Source organism: Paenibacillus sp. J2R1T-4 (assembly GCF_059692235.1).
Genome location: NZ_JCAUBA010000006.1, coordinates 253,243 through 271,872, shown reverse-complemented (window position 1 = coordinate 271,872; position 18,630 = coordinate 253,243). Strand labels below are relative to the sequence as shown.

General features: G+C 47.7%; 17 protein-coding genes and 1 other annotated feature. Of the genes, 16 read left to right on the top strand and 1 reads right to left on the bottom strand.

What is annotated here, in order from left to right:
• The first annotated feature begins 374 nt into the window (after nt 1-374).
• The 16 genes from AC58QD_RS13330 to leuS all read left to right on the top strand — a co-directional run bounded on the left by AC58QD_RS13330 (nt 375) and on the right by leuS (nt 17,590).
• Nucleotides 375-1,604 (top strand): MGDG synthase family glycosyltransferase, encoded by a 1,230-nt coding sequence (locus AC58QD_RS13330; RefSeq protein WP_497333900.1) that lies wholly within the window; start codon nt 375-377, stop codon nt 1,602-1,604.
• 506 nt (nt 1,605-2,110) lie between these two features.
• Nucleotides 2,111-3,070, top strand: a complete 960-nt coding sequence (locus tag AC58QD_RS13325) for an AAA family ATPase (RefSeq protein ID WP_497333898.1) — start codon at nt 2,111-2,113, stop codon at nt 3,068-3,070.
• A gap of 26 nt (nt 3,071-3,096) precedes the next feature.
• Nucleotides 3,097-4,320 (top strand): DUF58 domain-containing protein, encoded by a 1,224-nt coding sequence (locus tag AC58QD_RS13320; protein ID WP_497333896.1) that lies wholly within the window; start codon nt 3,097-3,099, stop codon nt 4,318-4,320.
• A gap of 1 nt (nt 4,321) precedes the next feature.
• Nucleotides 4,322-6,544: a transglutaminase TgpA family protein gene (locus AC58QD_RS13315; protein ID WP_497333894.1), complete on the top strand. Its 2,223-nt coding sequence runs from the start codon at nt 4,322-4,324 to the stop codon at nt 6,542-6,544.
• Nucleotides 6,545-6,693: 149 nt separating this feature from the next.
• Nucleotides 6,694-7,212 carry a YqeG family HAD IIIA-type phosphatase gene (locus AC58QD_RS13310; RefSeq protein WP_497333892.1) on the top strand — a complete coding sequence of 173 codons (519 nt, stop codon included), beginning with the start codon at nt 6,694-6,696 and terminating at the stop codon, nt 7,210-7,212.
• A 31-nt stretch (nt 7,213-7,243) separates the two neighbouring features.
• Nucleotides 7,244-8,347, top strand: coding sequence for a ribosome biogenesis GTPase YqeH (gene yqeH, locus AC58QD_RS13305; protein WP_497333992.1), 1,104 nt, complete (start codon nt 7,244-7,246; stop codon nt 8,345-8,347).
• A 30-nt stretch (nt 8,348-8,377) separates the two neighbouring features.
• A complete protein-coding gene (aroE, locus tag AC58QD_RS13300; protein WP_497333890.1) occupies nt 8,378-9,232 on the top strand; it encodes a shikimate dehydrogenase in 855 nt (284 codons plus the stop codon).
• A gap of 55 nt (nt 9,233-9,287) precedes the next feature.
• Complete coding sequence (gene yhbY, locus AC58QD_RS13295) at nt 9,288-9,578, top strand: ribosome assembly RNA-binding protein YhbY (RefSeq protein ID WP_497333888.1); 291 nt, start codon at nt 9,288-9,290, stop codon at nt 9,576-9,578.
• A gap of 45 nt (nt 9,579-9,623) precedes the next feature.
• Entirely contained in the window at nt 9,624-10,211 is a 588-nt protein-coding gene (locus tag AC58QD_RS13290) for a nicotinate-nucleotide adenylyltransferase (RefSeq protein WP_497333886.1), read from the top strand.
• On the top strand, nt 10,201-10,791 hold the full coding sequence (gene yqeK / locus AC58QD_RS13285) for a bis(5'-nucleosyl)-tetraphosphatase (symmetrical) YqeK (RefSeq protein WP_497333884.1): 591 nt from the start codon (nt 10,201-10,203) through the stop codon (nt 10,789-10,791). Before AC58QD_RS13290 ends, yqeK begins: the two co-directional genes overlap by 11 nt.
• Before the next feature lie 6 nt (nt 10,792-10,797).
• Nucleotides 10,798-11,145 carry a ribosome silencing factor gene (gene rsfS, locus AC58QD_RS13280; RefSeq protein ID WP_497333882.1) on the top strand — a complete coding sequence of 116 codons (348 nt, stop codon included), beginning with the start codon at nt 10,798-10,800 and terminating at the stop codon, nt 11,143-11,145.
• The gene (locus AC58QD_RS13275; RefSeq protein WP_497333880.1) at nt 11,142-12,053 is read left to right on the top strand and encodes a CvfB family protein; all 912 of its coding nucleotides are present in this window, start codon (nt 11,142-11,144) and stop codon (nt 12,051-12,053) included. The genes rsfS and AC58QD_RS13275 overlap by 4 nt, the downstream gene beginning before the upstream one ends.
• Nucleotides 12,054-12,063: 10 nt before the next feature.
• Nucleotides 12,064-12,834 (top strand): class I SAM-dependent DNA methyltransferase, encoded by a 771-nt coding sequence (locus AC58QD_RS13270; RefSeq protein WP_497333990.1) that lies wholly within the window; start codon nt 12,064-12,066, stop codon nt 12,832-12,834.
• 58 nt (nt 12,835-12,892) lie between these two features.
• Entirely contained in the window at nt 12,893-13,552 is a 660-nt protein-coding gene (locus AC58QD_RS13265; RefSeq protein ID WP_497333878.1) for an HD domain-containing protein, read from the top strand.
• 361 nt (nt 13,553-13,913) lie between these two features.
• A complete protein-coding gene (locus AC58QD_RS13260; protein WP_497333876.1) occupies nt 13,914-14,687 on the top strand; it encodes a dioxygenase family protein in 774 nt (257 codons plus the stop codon).
• Between the two features lie 93 nt (nt 14,688-14,780).
• Nucleotides 14,781-15,052, top strand: a binding site (T-box leader).
• 72 nt (nt 15,053-15,124) lie between these two features.
• Nucleotides 15,125-17,590, top strand: a complete 2,466-nt coding sequence (leuS, locus tag AC58QD_RS13255) for a leucine--tRNA ligase (RefSeq protein WP_497333874.1) — start codon at nt 15,125-15,127, stop codon at nt 17,588-17,590.
• Between the two features lie 133 nt (nt 17,591-17,723).
• On the opposite strand, the gene comER is transcribed toward leuS, so the two are convergent.
• Nucleotides 17,724-18,557, bottom strand: a complete 834-nt coding sequence (gene comER / locus AC58QD_RS13250; RefSeq protein ID WP_497333988.1) for a late competence protein ComER — start codon at nt 18,555-18,557, stop codon at nt 17,724-17,726.
• Between the last annotated feature and the right edge of the window lie 73 nt (nt 18,558-18,630).

The following is an 18,630-nucleotide window of genomic DNA, read 5'->3' as shown; positions in this document are numbered from 1 at the left end:
GTAACGGTGTGTGGCCGGATAACCTCTACATACCCACATACAATCTAGGGCGTTCAAGAATCTGCTCAGGAGTGAATGTTCAGCTGCTGTTTCCTTCGGGGTGCTCTCAGTCGGTGGCACTCCGTCCCTGATCAGGACAGCCTAGCTTACTTGTCTCCATCATCGCTTTGATCAACATTTAATGATTCTAACTTTATTTGAATTTAGCCATCCATGTCAAGCCCAATTTTTACTACCCCATATTCTAGACTTAGGTCTAGCCCTTATACCTGCAAAGGTCTGTTTTGATCACAGCTCATTTTGGGTTAATATGAGGATAACAAGATGAGCTTTGGCTAGAAGGCCATATAACAAGATTTAAGGAGTGGCGATTAATGGAACGGACTAGGACTATGAATGAGCGGATACTCATCTTAACGGGCCGCTATGGTGAAGGCCACCGTCAAGCTGCGTTAGCTCTGCAAGAAACTTATGAGCAGACATACCCCAGATCCTGTGTCCGCGTCGTTGACTACATGGAGTGGATGCATCCTCATACCCATGAATTCGGCAGATCCTTGTTCGTAAGGGGTGTTTGCATATGGCCCAGTCTATACGGATTTCTATTCGAGCGAACGAGAGAACCAGGTGTAATATCCAAATCCATGCATATGCTTGCGAGACTTGGAACGAGCAGGATGATGGAATTGTTGAATGAGTTTCAGCCAACGATGGTTGTCAGCACATTTCCTCCAGCAGCTGCAGCACTTTCAGTCCTGAAGGAGCAGAAATTAATCGAAGTGCCCACTGTAACGGTAATAACGGACCATACGGATCATAGCTATTGGGTTCATCCCTGTACGGATCGTTATCTTGTAGGCTCAGATCAAGTGCGCAGGCTCCTGCAAGCAAGAGGAATTTCCTCACAGAGAATTCGTGTGACGGGCATTCCGATTCGAAGCCGTTTCTACAGCAGCGGGAAGAGCAACATAGCACATTTGCGTGAAAAACATGGTTTACGCACTGATCAACCTGTCATTCTGTTGATGGGAGGCGGCTGCGGGCTGATCGGAGCCAAGCTGTTGAGACAGCTGGAAAGCCCTGCCTTAACTTCCAATCTCCAGTTCATCGTATGCTGTGGACATAATCATAAAGCGATGGAGCAGCTGAAGGAGCTCGCTCAAGGGAGTAGACATCACATCTTGCCCATAGGGTTTGTAGATCATATCGACGAGTATATGGCCTTAGCCGATCTTGTCATAACCAAAGCAGGGGGACTCAGCACAACGGAGGCGATTGCGATGCAGCTTCCCATACTGCTCTACCGTCCATTACCAGGTCAGGAAGAAGATAACGCGCGGTTCCTCCTGCAGGCTGGAGTAGCGCTTAGAGCTGAAGGTGAGAATGATCTCGTAGAGAAGCTGGAGTATTTGCTTGGAGAGACGGAGGGGCTTGCAGTCATGAAAGATCGAGCCGCCAAGTTGAATATGGGCCGCTCCGCTGAGCGAGCCGTGAAGACGATTGCGGGATTAAGGCCTGAACCTGATTACGCTCCGCGAACATCGAAGAGAGTCTGGACGCCTTGGAGAACTAAACTTCTACCTACAATTTCTAGGTTGAAATAGGCAAATGTCCGGTTTGCAGGCCTAGTATTGCGGCATAGGATAGGGTAAATGACTATTCTAGTGACAGGAGTCGGACGCGAATGAGCTCGAATCAACGAATATCAGAGTTTACCCTTATTCTTATCCTGTTTGTGCTGCTTGTCATCTTGCTGCTCTTACTTTTGTAGAATTGCAAAACGCTCATCCTTAAGCCGCTTCCAGGAGCGGCTTTATGCTGTTGGGAGGAATTAAGAAACTTGGACTTTGGTCCTGCTTTTTGAAACAAAAGTTTGTTCTTATTCGTATTGATTATGGACGGCCTTTTTTTTAGGCTAAATTGCTTTAACACAGTCGTATATGCTTCTGGCTCAAGTAATTGCAATAGGCTAATTAATACAAATTTTTCTGTAAGGACGGGTACTATACGGGTTTTACTATTTCTAGTAATATAGAATTAACACAATTGTATACACTTTCAGAACACTCAGTTTAATTGGCAGAGAGACCTAGAGGAGGAGCGGGATCAAATGGACGCATTGTTTAACGAGGATGTACGACTTTTACAGGCAATTCAAGCTAATTTAAGCTCCTGCATATTGGGAAAAGAGCAAGAAATTACACTATTGTTAACCGCAATGCTTGCTGGTGGACATGTACTGCTAGAAGACGTGCCAGGCACGGGTAAGACCCTTCTGGTTAAAGCTCTTGCCAAGTCAATTAACGGCCAGTTCCGCCGTATTCAATGTAATCCCGATCTCCTGCCTACTGATATTACTGGTGTTTCCATTTTTCATCCCAAGGATGAAGAGTTTATATTCCGGCCAGGCCCTGTGCAGACGAATTTTTTGCTGGCAGATGAGATCAACCGCGCAACGACGAAGACACAATCCGCTTTGCTCGAAGCGATGGAGGAACGCCATGTAACCGTTGATGGCGAAGCACATCCGCTCCCTAATCCATTCTTGTTGATGGCTACACAGAACCCGATTGATTTCGAAGGGACTTATGTCCTGCCCGAAGCTCAGTTGGATCGGTTCATGATGAAGTTCAGTTTAGGTTATCCGGACCATGAGACTGAGAAACGAATGCTGTTCGCACAAGCAGGCGGTCATCCAGTCGACAAGCTGCAAGCGGTTACTGATATGGAGCGAGTATTGGAAATGCAAAATCGGGTAAGGGAAGTCCATGTAGACGATGCTGTAGCTGATTATGTAGTATCTCTAACACGCAAAACACGTGAGCATGCTTCCGTCTTCCTGGGGGCCAGTCCGAGGGCAACCTTGTCGCTCATGCAAGCAGCTAAGGCGTATGCGTTCATTCAAGGCCGTGATTTTGTCATCCCTGATGACATCAAAACACTTGCTGTTAACGTATTAGGCCATCGGATGATTCTTCATTCTGAAGCCCGAATAGAAGGGACAACGCTTAGCTCTATATTTGATTCGATCTTTACGCAAGTTCGTGTTCCTGTCCGCATAGAGAAGTAACTTGTTGCGAAACGAGGTGATCAGGGATGAGTCTATTAGCTAAATATTCACCCCGTTTCTGGGGTGTTTCACTAACCTTTGTGTTCAGCTTGATGTATTTGCTTTTTCAAGGCGGTAAACTGGCATTTATGGTTTTTATTATTGTTTCGGTGCTATGTCTGTACCTCGGCTTAAGCCGTTGGAGCGGCATTGCCAAGACACAGGGTGAACGAATGCTGCTTAATCCCAATCATGAGCAGGTGCTTGAGGCTGGAACTTCGTTAGCCGTTCAGATCCGAGTGCAAATTCCAGGCTTTTGGCCTATTCCCTTCGTGTCGATCAAGGATCAGCTTGTCCGCAAAGGAGCAGAGGAACAAGTATTCGAATCTTACCTTACTCCGGATTGGAAACGCCGAGGGGAGATTTCGTACCGGACGCCTCCTCTGCGTCGAGGGTTCTATACTTTCGGTCAAACGGACTGCTCCACGGAAGATATATTTGGTCTGTTCGAATCCAAGGGACGCATGTCGATGCCGTACTCATTCGGCGTCCTTCCGCGCAAAGTACATATTCGCGAGTGGAAGCAGCTGCATCAAATGTTCAGAGGCATGCATCATCATTCTGCCTCGACCAGGTCGCATCGGGAAACGACTCAGATCAACGGTGTCCGAGAATACATTTACGGAGATCGATTATCCCGTATTCATTGGAATGCTACGGCCAAGACAGGAACGTGGAAGTCCAAAGAATTCGAGCGGGAATCCTTGCCTAAGACGATTATTTTGCTGGACCGCAATCCCAAGCATTACAAGAATAAGGAACATTTCGAGCTGGCGGTTTCCATTGCCGCTTCGCTATTAGATTACGGGGCACGCAAGGATCTCGCCCTCGGTCTAGTATCAGTCGGCAAGGAATCGAACTACTTTGAGCCCAAGCTAAGCTCCAGCCATCATAAAATTATCGGGAATCACCTGATTGATGTAGAACCCGACGGCCCATACACTTTGCTCGAGGTTCTGAAGAATCGTGCCAGACAATTTACGCCTGGGACTTTCTTTACTGTGATTAGTCCTCAATATGGCGAACCGCTTCTTCAGGCAATGGCTTGGATTGATCATAGAGAGATGAATCCTTGTCATATGTGGATAAGCTCGGAACAGCCTGAATCAGCACAGGAAGCTTGGAGAAAGCAGATGCATGTTAAAGGTTTTATGGGTTACCCGGTCGCTTCTCTTGAAGATTTGACTCAAGGTCTGGGGGTGCGAGGCTAGAATGAATACTAACAATTGGTTTCGCTCCATCGTTTTGAAGGATTGGCCTATTCGCCTGACTGTTTTTTTTGTAGGGCTGTATATGCTGCAATATATATTATGGATTTCCAAGGAAGATCAGCTATGGCTGCCAGAGACGATTGTTATTGTGAAGTTGACCCTCCTTTGTACCGTTTTCATTGAACTGTTTCCTCGGTTGCCTTGGGTTCTAAGAGTCATTATTCAACTCGGATTATTGCTCTATGTACTTAGCTCTCAACTTGGTTATGAATTTATAAGCGGTAGTGTAGGCTCCTGGGATGAGATCGTTCATCTGGTGGATGTGAACGGTTCACAGCTGCTGCCTTACCTTTGGTTCAGCATCGTCACTTGGGCCAGCTTCTGGGTGGCCAGATGGTGGGTGGGTGCCAAATGGCGAATTTTTGTCCTTATGATCGCGACCTTGTTATTCTACGCGGTCAAAGATTCATACAGTGTAGTCGTGCTTTGGCCGCAAGCTGCAATGACCATTCTATGCGGACTATTCCTGCTCATCATCCATCACTTCGCAAGCTTGCGGAAAAAGAATCCCGTAGGCTGGTCCAGCTTGGCCGAGTATCCAGCTTCTGTTGCAGTTCCGATCGTGTTCTTGGTGTCGCTTATCGTGTTCTTAGGAACACTTGCTCCAAATGTAAGTGCTGTACTTAAAGATCCTTACACCATGTGGAAAAATTGGCAGGGTGAAGAGGTCAGCTTTTTCAATAAAGGGTTCGGTACTAGTTCGATCTTCCCGGGTGATGCAACGTCAGGATACAGTCGGAACGATTCCACATTGGGCAGTAATTTCGAATTTGACTATTCGCCTGTAATGACGGTAAGTACGACTCATCGAAGCTATTGGCGCGGTGAAACCCGATCCCTGTATACGGGCAAGGGTTGGATTAAGAGCGATTCAGAGAAAAGGTCTCCTGTATCCGCTGTTACACCGGAAACAGATCTGCAGCAGGATAGCCGATTGAATATTTCGAACCTTAAGACTGTTGAAGTTACCCAGACGGTAACCATGTTGAACAAAGATGAGAAATATCCTGTGCTATTCGGAGCATTCAGTATTGACAAGATCCAGACCATTAACAACGGAGCCATCACGAACTATTCTCCTGTTCAATGGGCTGCTCGTCTGGAGGAGCTGCGCTGGGATGAACAGTCCCGTCAAGCTTACCCGGAAGCATACACTATTGTATCTAAAGTTCCTATCGTTGTAGAGGATGAGCTTCGCAAAGTGCAGCTCGAGACAACGAATCGTTCTTTTGATGAGTATCTTTATTTGCCGGACACGGTTCCTGCTCGAGTGAAGGACATGGCTCTCAATGTAACTCAAGGCGGGACATCGATCTACGATAAAGTGAAGCTGTTGGAGAAATACTTATCCACTTCCTTCAAATACACCAATACCCCGGATTTAAGCAAGGGGAAGAGTAAAGATTTCGTTGATCGCTTCCTGTTCGAAATTCAGGAAGGTTACTGTGATTACTACTCAACCGCAATGGTTGTTATGTCGCGATCGCTGGGGATTCCGGCACGCTGGGTCAAAGGGTATTCATCAGGGGTAAATGTTCTGATCACCGAAGACGGTCTGGGTCCGGAACAAATACCGATAGACCCTAATGGGTCTGGGGACTATACGGTTCGCAATTCCGATGCTCATTCTTGGGCGGAAGTATACTTCGCAGGCTACGGTTGGATCCCATTCGAACCCACTTCCGGCTTCGTATTCCCTCTTGTAACCCCGCCGGAAGAGCCTGTAGTATCTACAGAACCCGCTCTGCCGTCTGATTTTACACCGCAAGAAGTTGCGGAAAGCGGAGTTTCCGTTCGTGTAATTGGTTGGATCTCGGGTGTTACAGCAGTTGTAATCCTTGCAGGATTATTATTGTTCAGCACACGCAAGTCGTGGTTGCCACTAATACGCGCCCGTCGCTTCTCACCGAATTTGAATCAAAGGGTTGTATTGGAATATGAGCGTTTACTCCGTTTCGCCCGCCGGAAAGGGTACTCGCGAGGTGAACATGAGACGGCCAGAGAAATGACCGAGCGCTGGGTTCATAAAGACAAGTGGCTTCAAAATGATCTGGAAGCCCTTCTCAGTCTGTTCGAGAAAGCGAAATACAGTAAAAATTCAATTACCGAAGAAGAAGTATCCGCAGTTTCTCGTATGGTGCACAAGCTGCGTCAAAGCATGTAGATGTCTATGAACTGCCCCGGGAGCAAAGGTTGTATAAGCTCGCCGGGGCAGTTTGTTGAAAGTCGGTCGGCTTAACTTGCTTTTGCAGGTGATGGACACATATGGTATAGTTTGTCGTATATAATAACTCGTTTTGAGGTGACCTCTTTTTGATTAGAAAACTGATACCCCGCCTTAGTGTAAAGTCAATTTATGAAATTGACTTGCAAGGGATGTGGCAGACCGGTGTAAGAGGGATAATAACGGACCTGGACAACACCCTTGTTGGGGCCAAACATCCTCAGGCAACCCCAGAACTGACGAACTGGCTGAGGAAAGTTTCAGCTATGGGCTTCCAAATTGTAATTGTATCGAATAACAATGAGCTTCGGGTCTCACGGTTCTCTGACCCCTTGTCGGTCCCGTATATTTCCGCTGCCAGGAAGCCGAGCAATGCAGCCTTCCGTCGCGCCTTGGGAATGATGAGGCTGAACCCGGAACAAGTCGTTGTAGTCGGTGATCAGATGTTAACGGATGTGCTGGGGGGGAATCGATTAGGATTACATACAATCCTGGTAGTTCCGATCTCGCCGAAAGATGAAGGTTTTTTCACCCGGATTAATCGCCGAATTGAGAGAGTTGCTGTCTCGTGGATGCGTAGAAAAGGGCTTATGGATTGGGAGGAGTGACAAGTTGGATTTAACAATACAAGCCGATCGCATGGAACAGACATGCTCAGGCTGCGGCGTGAAGCTGCAAACAGAACATTCGGAGAAGATCGGTTATTTGCCGACGTCCGCTCAGGAGCGCGATCCGCTATTATGTCAGCGGTGTTACCGAATCAAGCATTACAATGAAATATCCAGCGCAACGGTCAATTCGGCTGATTTTTTGGAGATTTTGAGCCAGCTGGGTAGAACGGATGCGCTTATTGTGCATATTGTGGACTTGTTCGACTTTGAAGGAAGCTTAATTACCGGCTTACATCGATTTGTAGGCAATGCACCTGTGTTGCTTGTAGTTAACAAGATCGATTTGCTGCCGAAGTCCATCAATTCGAACCGTATCTTGAACTGGGCGCAGAAGCAAGCCAAACTAAACGGAATTTGGACGTCTAAGGTCGTTCTGTGCAGCGCGCGCAAAAATATCGGCTTCGATCGAGTAGTGGATGCCTTAAGCGAATTCAGAGGAAACCGTAATGTTGCTGTTGTTGGCGCGACGAATGTAGGGAAATCGACGCTGATTAATCGATTAATTCGTGACTTCAGTGATCTGGACGGCGAGTTGACGACATCACCCTACCCTGGAACGACCTTGGGAGTTGTCAATATTCCGCTGGATGACGACAAATTCATTATCGACACACCAGGAATTGTATACACCAGCAGGATGTCGGAGCTAGTGGAGAAAAAGGATCTTCAGATCGTTCTTCCGGACAAGCCGATCAAACCGACCGTATTTCAATTAAATGAACAGCAGAGCTTATTTTTCGGCGGATTCGCGCGATTCGATTTCGTCAAAGGAGAACGTCAGTCATTCACTTGTTATATGTCAAACGCTTTATCCATTCATCGAACAAAGCTTGCCCGTGCGGATGATCTGTATAATGAGCATAGAGGGACATTGCTTGCCCCTCCATCCAAGGAAGACATCGACAAGCTGCCTCCGTTCACGAAACATGCGATTCGCATTCCTAAGGGCGGCGAGAAGGATGTACTGATCTCGGGGCTTGGCTGGATTAAGGTCAATGGTACAACAGGAGCCGATCTTATGATTCATGCCCCAAAGGGTGTCAAGGTTGTCATGAGAGATTCGCTTGTCTAATCAATCGCGAGATATATGGGAGATTTAGCAATGAAACAGGGGATAATAGACAGTCAGACCATTATGCACGGCCTATTCGGAGATCCAGTCAAGCATTCCAAATCTCCGCTTATGCATAACACCGCTTTTCATGAATTGGGGCTCAATGCAGCATACGCAGCTTTTCAGATCGGCCCTGGACAATTACAAGCAGCTGTTGAAGGAATTCGCTCCCTCGGGTTCAGAGGTGTGAACGTTACGATTCCTCACAAAATTGAAGTCATGGATTACCTGGACGAGATTGATGAGCATGCAATGGCGATAGGTGCGGTCAATACGATTGTGAACAATAACGGTCATCTGATCGGCTACAACACCGATGGTATAGGCTACGTTCGTTCTCTGAAAGAGGAAGCCGACTTCTCTGTAAAGGGAAAACGGGTTCTCATGCTAGGCGCTGGCGGAGCAGCAAGAGGTGTAGCATATGCGCTGGCCGCTGAGGGAACTGAAGAGATGTGGATAGCCAACCGCACCGAGGAAAAAGCTACAGAATTAGCAGACTCGCTGAACGGCTATACTAAGACGCACGGAATCAGATACGATCAAATCAACGAAATCCGTGACCATGTAGATCTGATTGTTCACAACACCTCGGTCGGTATGCATCCTAATGTGGATGAGGTGCTAGTTGATACCTCTTGGTTCCATGAAGGACTAACGGTCAGTGATCTTGTGTATAATCCTCTTGAGACCCGGCTGCTTCGTGAAGCAAAAGCCCGCGGGGCAAGGACACACGATGGATTAGGCATGTTTATTTATCAAGGCGTCTATGCTTTTGAATATTGGACAGGTGTCCCGGCTCCCGTAGCAGTTATGCGGGAAGCGGTTGAGAAAGCGCTGCGCTGACACTTTATGATTCAGGCTTACATTTATGTAATTAAAGAATAGAGGGTTACTACACATGTTAACAGGTAAACAAAAAAGATATTTGCGCTCGCTCGCCCATCATTTGGACCCGATCTTCCAGATTGGGAAGGGCGGAGTGAATGACCATCTGATCCGACACATCGAAGAAGCTATTGAGGTGCGGGAACTGATGAAGGTTTCCATACTGAACAACTGCCTTGAAGATCGTGAAGAAATCGCGGCCGAATTGGCAGATAAATCAGGCGCAGACGTCGTACAGACAATCGGAAAAACGATTATTTTATACAAGCCGTCCAAAAACAACAAGCAGATCGTGCTCCCATAGTGTTTAGGAGCTACAGCTGGTCTGTGGACTGGAGTGGTTGGGGAAATGAAAGTCGGAATTATGGGCGGAACGTTCGATCCTATACACATCGGTCATCTATTAGCCGCTGAGCGGGCAAGGGAAGAAGCGGGACTGGACGAGGTATGGTTCATGCCCGCATACACCCCTCCGCATAAGCCTAATCCACCCAAAGCAGCACCTGAGCAGCGCTTGGAAATGTTAAAGCTGGCCATAGCGGATCATCCGCATTTTCGTGCAGAAGATATGGAGATGGTCCGCGAAGGGACGTCTTATACCGTGGACACGGTAGACCAATTATGCCGCCGTCATCCGAACGTGCGGTTTTGTTATATCATCGGAGCAGATATGGTTCAGTATTTGCCCCATTGGGTGCGTATCGAGGACATACTGCAAAAAATTTCGTTCATCGGCCTGCAAAGACCAGGTTATTCGATCGATATGAGCCATCTGCCGGACTTCATTCAACGGGGTGTACAGGTGGCGCCAATGCCGCAAATCGAGCTCTCCTCAACGGATATCAGAAAACGGTGTCTATCAGGACGATCGGTTCGTTATATGGTGCATGAAGCTGTGTACGCTTATATAAAGGAGCTTAGATTGTATGAATCTTGATCTTGATGCCCTGATTCAGCGAACCCAGGAGCAGATGCCGTCAAGACGATGGGACCATACGCAAGGGGTCCGGACAACGGCTGTGCTGTTAGCGAATCGTTTCGGTGGAGATCCTATACGTGCAGATCTTGCTGCGTTGCTTCATGACTATTGTAAGTATTGGCCGATTGATAAGCAGGTTGAGTCTTATCAGAGCTATCAATTACCGGAGGATGTATTAGCCTATGACCCGCAACTGCTGCACGGTCCATTAGCTGCTGCAATAGCACAAGCGGAATTCGGCATTCACGATTCAGAAGTGCTTGATGCGATTCGATACCATACTTCCGGGCGGGAAGGAATGACGTTACTGGATAAAATCGTTTGTTTAGCAGATTATATGGAACCAGGACGAGATTTTCCGGAAGTAGCTGCTATTCGGGAGATATCAGAACATAGTCTGGATCAAGCTTTATTGGCTGGTTTTAATTCCACGATCCAGTTCCTGCTGAGCAAAGGCAAAAAGATTTATCCCTTAACCTTGATTGCGCGAAATGGTTTGATTGATGAAATTGTTGCACAAAGAAAAGATAGGAGTTGATATTGGATGAGCAGACAACCGGAGCGAGTCATGAATATGGCCGTCCAAGCGGCTGAAGATAAAAAAGCGATGAATGTGGTTGTGCTTGATTTGCAAAAGATTTCACTTGTAGCCGATTATTATGTAATCTGTCACGGAAATTCAGATGTGCAGGTTCAATCTATCACTACAGAAATTCGCAAGCAAGCCAATGAAAAAGGGATTCCTGTAAAGGGAATTGAGGGATTTGATTCCGCGCGATGGGTATTAATCGATTTAGGGGATGTAGTCATTCATGTCTTCCATCGTGACGAACGTGAGTATTACAATATTGAACGGCTCTGGTCGGATGCGAAAGTGGTTGAAATCGTATGACATTAGAAGCTGGAACGATAAGAAAGTTAGAAATTGCGCGTGATGTATCACCGAATGGTTATTTCTTAACCGATGGTTACGATGAAGTGTTGCTGCATTACAGCGAAGTTATTGGGACTGTAGCGGTTGGGGATCAAATAGAAGTATTCTTGTTTCACGATACACAGGATCGTTTATCCGCGACTATGAAGGAGCCGTTGATTCGCCTTGGCGAATTAGCATTGCTGGAAGTCGCTGACATCCATCCGCGCTTTGGCTGTTTCCTCGAGATGGGACTCGGCCGGCAGCTTCTGCTGCCGGTGCGTGAGTTGCCCGAGTGGACGGAAGCACGCCCGAAAAAGGGCGACCGCGTGTTCGTCACATTGGCGCACGACAAGCAAGGGCGGCTGACCGCGAAGCTGGCCGGCGAGCGGGAGCTCGCGGAGCACGCTTTCTCGGCACCTACGACCTGGCGGAACGAATGGGTCGATGCACGCGTCTATAAGACGCTGCAGGATAGCACATTCGTATTGTGCGACGGCGGAGTGCTTGGTTTCGGCGCGATCGGTATGATCCACGAGAGCGAACGCACGCGCAGCTTGCGGCTTGGCGAGCAAGTGAATTGCCGTGTGACCTTCGTTCGCGAGGACGGACGCGTGAACTTGTCTATGCGCGCCGCGAAGCATGTAGGTCAGGTTGAAGATGCAGACCGCATTTTTTCGTACCTGCAAGAGCGGCCTAATGGCTCGATGCCTTATTCAGACGAGACCCCTGCCGATATAATCAGCGAGAAATTCGGGATTAGCAAGGGTGCATTCAAACGCGCAATCGGCAAGCTGATGAAAGACGGCTTAGTTGAACAGCAAGGCAGCTGGACCAAGCTAAAAGCAGTGGAGAATAGTGAGTCCGTGACAGAAGGAACAGAATAGAAGGTGATCGATAGTGGCCTATGAGAAATTCGCCTATACATATGACCGACTAATGGAGGATATGCCCTATCCCCAATGGGTACGATTCGCAAGTAAGTGTTGGGAAGAGCATGGCAAACCGGTTACGGTTGTAGACTTGGGCTGCGGAACCGGTAATATAGCCATTCCGTTAGCTCAGATTGGCCTTAAGGTCACTGGGATTGATCTCTCTGAGGATATGTTAGCCGTAGCTCGCGATAAGGAAGAGCAGCATCGGATCCGCTCTTCATTTGCCGCAGGCGGCGCATTGAATTGGGTCCAACAGGACATATGCGAATGGGAACTGCATGAGCCGGTAGACTCCGTTATTTCATTCTGTGACTGCTTGAATTATTTGACGGAGCCTGAGCTGTTGATTCAAGCCTTCCGTCAAACGTTCAACGGTCTAAATGAGGGCGGCACTTTCCTCTTCGATATGCACACCATAGCTCAGTTACAATCTTATGCCGAAATGCAGCCCTTCCTGCTCCGGGAAGAGGAAGTGTCCTATATTTGGACCTGTGAGCTCGATGAGGAGCGGTTCGAGATTGAGCATGAATTGACCATCTTCGTGAAGGATGACCGCTCGGGCTCGTATCGCCGAATCGATGAGCTCCACTTACAACGTGCGTATAAGCTGGATTGGATTGAGGAGCAGTTGTATACTAGCGGATTCAGTCAAGTGCTCCGTTACGCCGACTTTAAGATGCAGCCGTCCGATGAGAAGACCGAACGGGCTTTTTTTGTTGCGCTCAAAGGATAAGGGATGATGTCTGTTAATGTTAACGTCGTCGTAACGCAATGTAGGGGGGATCTGAGCCGTGGTTAAGATAAGTAAGGAACTGGAACAAGTGTTGCTGGATGCTGAAGTCTTCGCCCGAACGGTACACGAGAGCGACCGCTCCGGTCATGATTGGCCGCATATTGAACGTGTAGCCAGGTTGTCAAGCGAACTGGCGGAGAAAGAAAGGGCAGACCGTTTTACTTGTATATTGGCTGCACTTATTCATGATGTTGGAGACGAGAAGCTGAATGATTCCAAAGAGGCAGGAGAGCGGAAAGTTCGCGACTGGCTGGATAGACAGCCAATTCCGCACAACACAAGGGAACATATCTTCGAGATTGTTTCTACGATGTCTTATAACGGCGGACACAACCCCCCGATGCGAACGCAGGAAGGACAAATTGTTCAAGATGCAGACCGGCTGGACGCAATCGGTGCCATTGGCATAGCCCGCACCTTCGTTTACGCAGGCGTCAAAGGCCATCTGATGTATGACCCTGAGCATCCAGCAAGGGAAGCAATGAGCGCTGCAGAATACAGAAGCGGGAGACAATCAGCAATTAACCATTTTTATGAGAAGCTGTTGCTGCTCAAAGATCGGATGAATACGGAATCCGGCCGCAGCTTGGCGGTGGAGCGTCATGAATATATGGAGCGTTTCTTGGAACAGTTTCTGCAGGAATGGAATGGAAAGTAAATTTGTCGTTAAGGGGCCGAGAGGCCTCTTTTTTGACATTATAGGAGAAGTAACTATCTAAAAAAAGTAGACAGGAAAAGGGCAGGAAGATGGAGTGGAAAAGCGTCAGCGTCCGCCTTTGTACTTGGATTCTCACCATTAAATATAATCAAAGAATTCAAGTACAACAGCGGTTGGAACCCATCTTTCTGCCCTCTCGGCGCCAAACTAAACTCAACCGCCAAGGACTTTTCTAGCGATTTTTCTTAGTCCAAGCAATCATTTGACAATCAGGGGGAGTGATAGTATACTGACTTCAGGATAAATAACAATAAGTAACTAACTATTATATAATAAGTAAATATCAAAGGAGTGTCCTACTATGATTCCATCCTTATTTCTAGCGCACGGTTCCCCAATGACAGCGATTGAAGACACAGCATACACTAGATTTCTAGAGCAGCTTGGACCCAAGTATAATCCGAAGGCAATCGTCATATTCAGTGCTCATTGGGAAAGTGAAGTGCTGAGCATCTCCTCGACGGACGATACTTACGATACGATCTATGACTTCGGAGGCTTCCCACCTGATTTATACGCGATTCAATACAAGGCCAAGGGCTCCAAGAAGCTTGCTGCTGAAGTTGCACAGCGATTTACAGATAAAGGCATCACTGTGCAGCTCAACGAAACTAGAGGGCTCGATCATGGCTCATGGACCATGCTGCATCGTATGTACCCTCAGGCGAATATTCCAGTTGTGCAAATATCGGTTCATCCATTTCTCCATCCGAGTGAACAGTACCAGATCGGTGAGGCGCTGAAGGGACTCGGAGAGCAAGATATTATGGTCATCGGCAGCGGAGTTACTGTTCACAATTTACGCATCCTGAATTGGGGCGATCGAAGTGGGACTCCAGAGAGCTGGGCTGTGAGCTTCGACGATTGGTTGATCGAGAATATACAGAGTAACAATACAGAAGCCTTGTTTCGTTATGCGGAGCTTGCCCCATCAGCCAAACTGGCCGTACCTAGACCGGAGCACTTCGTGCCACTATATATTGCCTTCGGAAGCGGGGATCCGAATCGTAAACCTGAGGTCATCCACCGCAGTTATGAATTCGGTACCTTAAGTTATCTGAGCATGCAGTTCTAAAAATCATATCCATACATGTCAGATACATGGTTTCAGTGGGCTCGCTTGACAATACATTCCTGGTAAATGTATAATAGCAAGAAGATTTTATACTGTAAGGCAGCGAACAGGAGTAGTAATTTTTCTGCATCCCATTAGAGAGTCGGCGGTTGGTGCAAGTCGGCAGATGAGAAAAGTGAACTCGCCTTGGAGCCAGACGGTGAACTTCAACAGAATGGATAGACTCTGCAGAGGAGCTTCTAGCCGCATTCGTTGATTTAACCGAATCGTATACCCGCGTTAAGGGTTCAGAGTGGGTTTGAGACGAAGTACGTCTTGAACCAACTAGGGTGGTACCACGGGAACTAGAACCTCTCGTCCCTAGCGATATGCTAGAGGCGCGGGGTTTTTCTTATGTTTACAAACTTCAATATGTTGCTGAAGGAGTCGAGATTGTCATGACACAGCCGGGTCAAGAACAAGTGAAAGAAAGAGAACAGCAAGGTTACACCCCACAGAAGATAGAACCGAAGTGGCAGCAATTCTGGGATGCGAACAAAACATTCAAGGTGGAGGAGAAGTCCTCCAAGCCGAAGTTTTATGCGCTGGATATGTTTCCTTATCCATCAGGTGCCGGACTGCATGTCGGTCATCCGGAAGGATATACGGCCACGGACATCGTATCCCGATTTAAGCGCCTTCGCGGCTATAATGTATTGCATCCGATGGGCTGGGATGCTTTTGGCTTGCCTGCTGAGCAGCATGCGCTTGATACAGGACAGCATCCTCGCGACATTACATTCAAGAACATTGATAACTTTCGCAGACAGATCAAATCTCTGGGTTTCTCCTACGACTGGGATCGGGAGCTTAGCACGACAGACCCGGACTACTACAAATGGACGCAGTGGATTTTCATCCAGCTTTACAACAAAGGATTGGCCTATGTTGCGGAAGTGCCTGTTAACTGGTGCCCAGCATTAGGTACGGTATTGGCCAATGAGGAAGTTATCGATGGTCTAAGTGAACGAGGCAATCACCCTGTTGTTCGCAAGCCGATGCGCCAATGGGTATTGAAAATTACGGAGTACGCTGAACGCTTGCTTGAGGATCTGGAAGAGTTGGATTGGTCGGAGAGCATCAAGGACATGCAGCGCAACTGGATCGGCAAATCCAAGGGCGCAGAAGTTATATTCGCTGTGGAAGGTCATAATGGGCAACAACTGACGGTATTCACAACCCGTCCAGATACCCTGTTCGGCGCGACATATTGTGTATTGGCGCCTGAGCACGATTTGGTTGGTGTCATCGCAACAGCTGAACAAGCTGCCGCTGTGAAGGACTATCAGGAAAAGGCTGCCCGCAAGAGCGATTTGGAGCGAACAGATCTAGCTAAGGATAAAACGGGCGTATTTACTGGCGCCTATGCCATCAATCCGGTCAATGGGGCCAAAGTTCCGATCTGGATTGCAGACTATGTGCTTGGAGGCTACGGTACAGGTGCCATTATGGCCGTTCCTGGCCATGATCAGAGAGACTGGGAGTTCGCCAAGCAATTCGATTTGCCGATTATTGAAGTAGTGAGCGGCGGGGATGTAAGCAAGGAAGCATTTGCTGGAGACGGGCCGCATGTGAACTCCGATATTCTTAACAATTTGGATAATGCCGCTGGAATTGCTGCGATGATCCAATGGTTAGAAGTAAATGGCCAAGGACAGGGCAAGGTAACTTACCGTCTAAGAGATTGGCTATTCAGCCGTCAGCGTTATTGGGGAGAGCCAATTCCGATTCTTCATCTGGAAGACGGTTCTATGAAGCCGGTGCCTTATGACCAATTGCCGTTGCTGCTGCCTGAGGTGGATGAGATTCGTCCGTCAGGTACGGGTGAATCGCCGCTTGCGAATGTAACAGAGTGGGTGAACACAGTCGATCCTGAGACTGGGAAGCCTGCTCGCCGCGAGACGAACACAATGCCGCAATGGGCAGGAAGCTGCTGGTATTACTTGCGGTTCATCGATCCGCATAATGATCAGGCGCTTTGTTCGGATGAACTGCAGAAGGAATGGCTGCCGGTTGACCTGTATATCGGCGGGGCTGAGCATGCAGTATTGCATTTGCTATATGCTCGTTTCTGGCACAAGGTTCTTTACGATCTTGGTGTAGTGAACACGAAAGAGCCGTTCCACAAGCTAGTAAACCAAGGTATGATCCTGGGCGAGAATATGGAAAAAATGAGTAAGTCACGCGGCAATGTAGTAAACCCGGACGATATTGTTAATGAATTCGGCGCGGACACACTGCGTGTATACGAAATGTTCATGGGTCCATTGGAGGCGACTAAGCCTTGGAATACGAACGGGGTAGAAGGTTCATTCCGTTTCCTTAGCCGTGTATGGCGATTGATCGTAACAGACGATGGAAGCTTGAATTCCAAGATTACAAGTGATTCCGATACATCTGAATCATTCAAACGCGTCTGGCACAAAACGATCAAGAAGATCACGGAAGACATGGAAGCTCTGCGCTTCAATACCGCGATCAGTCAGTTGATGATCTTCGTGAACGAGGCGTACAAAACAGACAAACTTCCTGAGGAAGCTATGAAGCAGTTCACTCAAATGCTATCACCGTTGGCCCCGCATCTGGCCGAAGAGCTGTGGGAACGTCTGGGCGGTAAGGAATCGATCACTTACTCGAACTGGCCTTCTTACGATGAGACTTATACGGTTGATAATGAAGTTGAAATTGTCATTCAAGTCAATGGGAAGATCGTTGAGCGTGCTCAGATCGCCAACGATACGGATGAAGCAGCTATGCAAGAAATAGCCCTTGGTCTGGCCAAAGTGCAGGAAGCGATTGATGGCAGAAGTGTACGCAAAGTGATTGCTGTCAAAGGCAAGCTTGTAAATCTGGTTGTCGGATAACAACGGCTCGCAGCTGTAAAGCTTAAGCGACGCGACTAGCTTCAATCCTATACAATAATAAAAGCTTACCTGCGCCGGGAACAGAGACAATCGTCCTCTCCTGAGCAGGTAAGCTTTCCTTTTATATGAACGTCTAATCGGCTATTTTGCCGTAAAATAAACTCTCAACCTTTTCCACATCTTCATAATACTTGGCGTGTGTTATTTGGATTAGCCGGTTGAACATACCATTCAGCTCCGTTGACATCAAGGAAATCGCCGCTGTAGTAATTCCGCCAGGGACCGAGACTCGTTCCCGTAATGTATCTGGGGTGAAGCCGCCTTCGGTTAATAATTTTGCAGTTCCAAGCAGCATTTCGCAAGCTAATTTTGTAGCTTCTTCACGCGGAATACCGGTTTCCTCTACGGCTGCATCAATCAGCTTTTGCAAGAAGAATGATATGAAGGCAGGACCGCAGCTTGATAAGTCAGAGCTAATGCGTGTGAAATCTTCCTTCACTTCCACTGGTGAGCTTATTGCGCTGAATAGCTGGTGAAGCATAGCCCGGTCTTCTTTTGTAACTTGTTTACCGTACACACATAAGGTTGCACCGCTAAGCATGTAGTTGGTGATACTTGGAATCATTTTTACAACTTTGCAATTAAGCAAGTCTTCCAGATGCTTGACCATGACCGGGCTAGTAATTGAAACTACAATCTGGTCGGATACAAGAACCCCTTTTATTTCATCCAACACTCTTTTGTATTCGGTTGGTTTGATACATAGGAAAAGAAGATCAGACTCCTGGGCTAATTGGATATTGGATTTCATGGCCGTAAGTCCCGGGTGCCGGATGGCCAGTTGTTCTGCTTTGCTTAACGTTCTATTGCTTGCTAATATATCTTCAGGCTGAAGCGCTCCCGAACTTATCCATGATTCTATAAGAATGCTCCCCATGCTGCCTGTCCCGATAAACCCAACCTTCATCATGAATCCCTCCCACACATTTCCATGGCCCCAAGGCAGTAGAACCGCTCATATATTATTTATATGTATATGC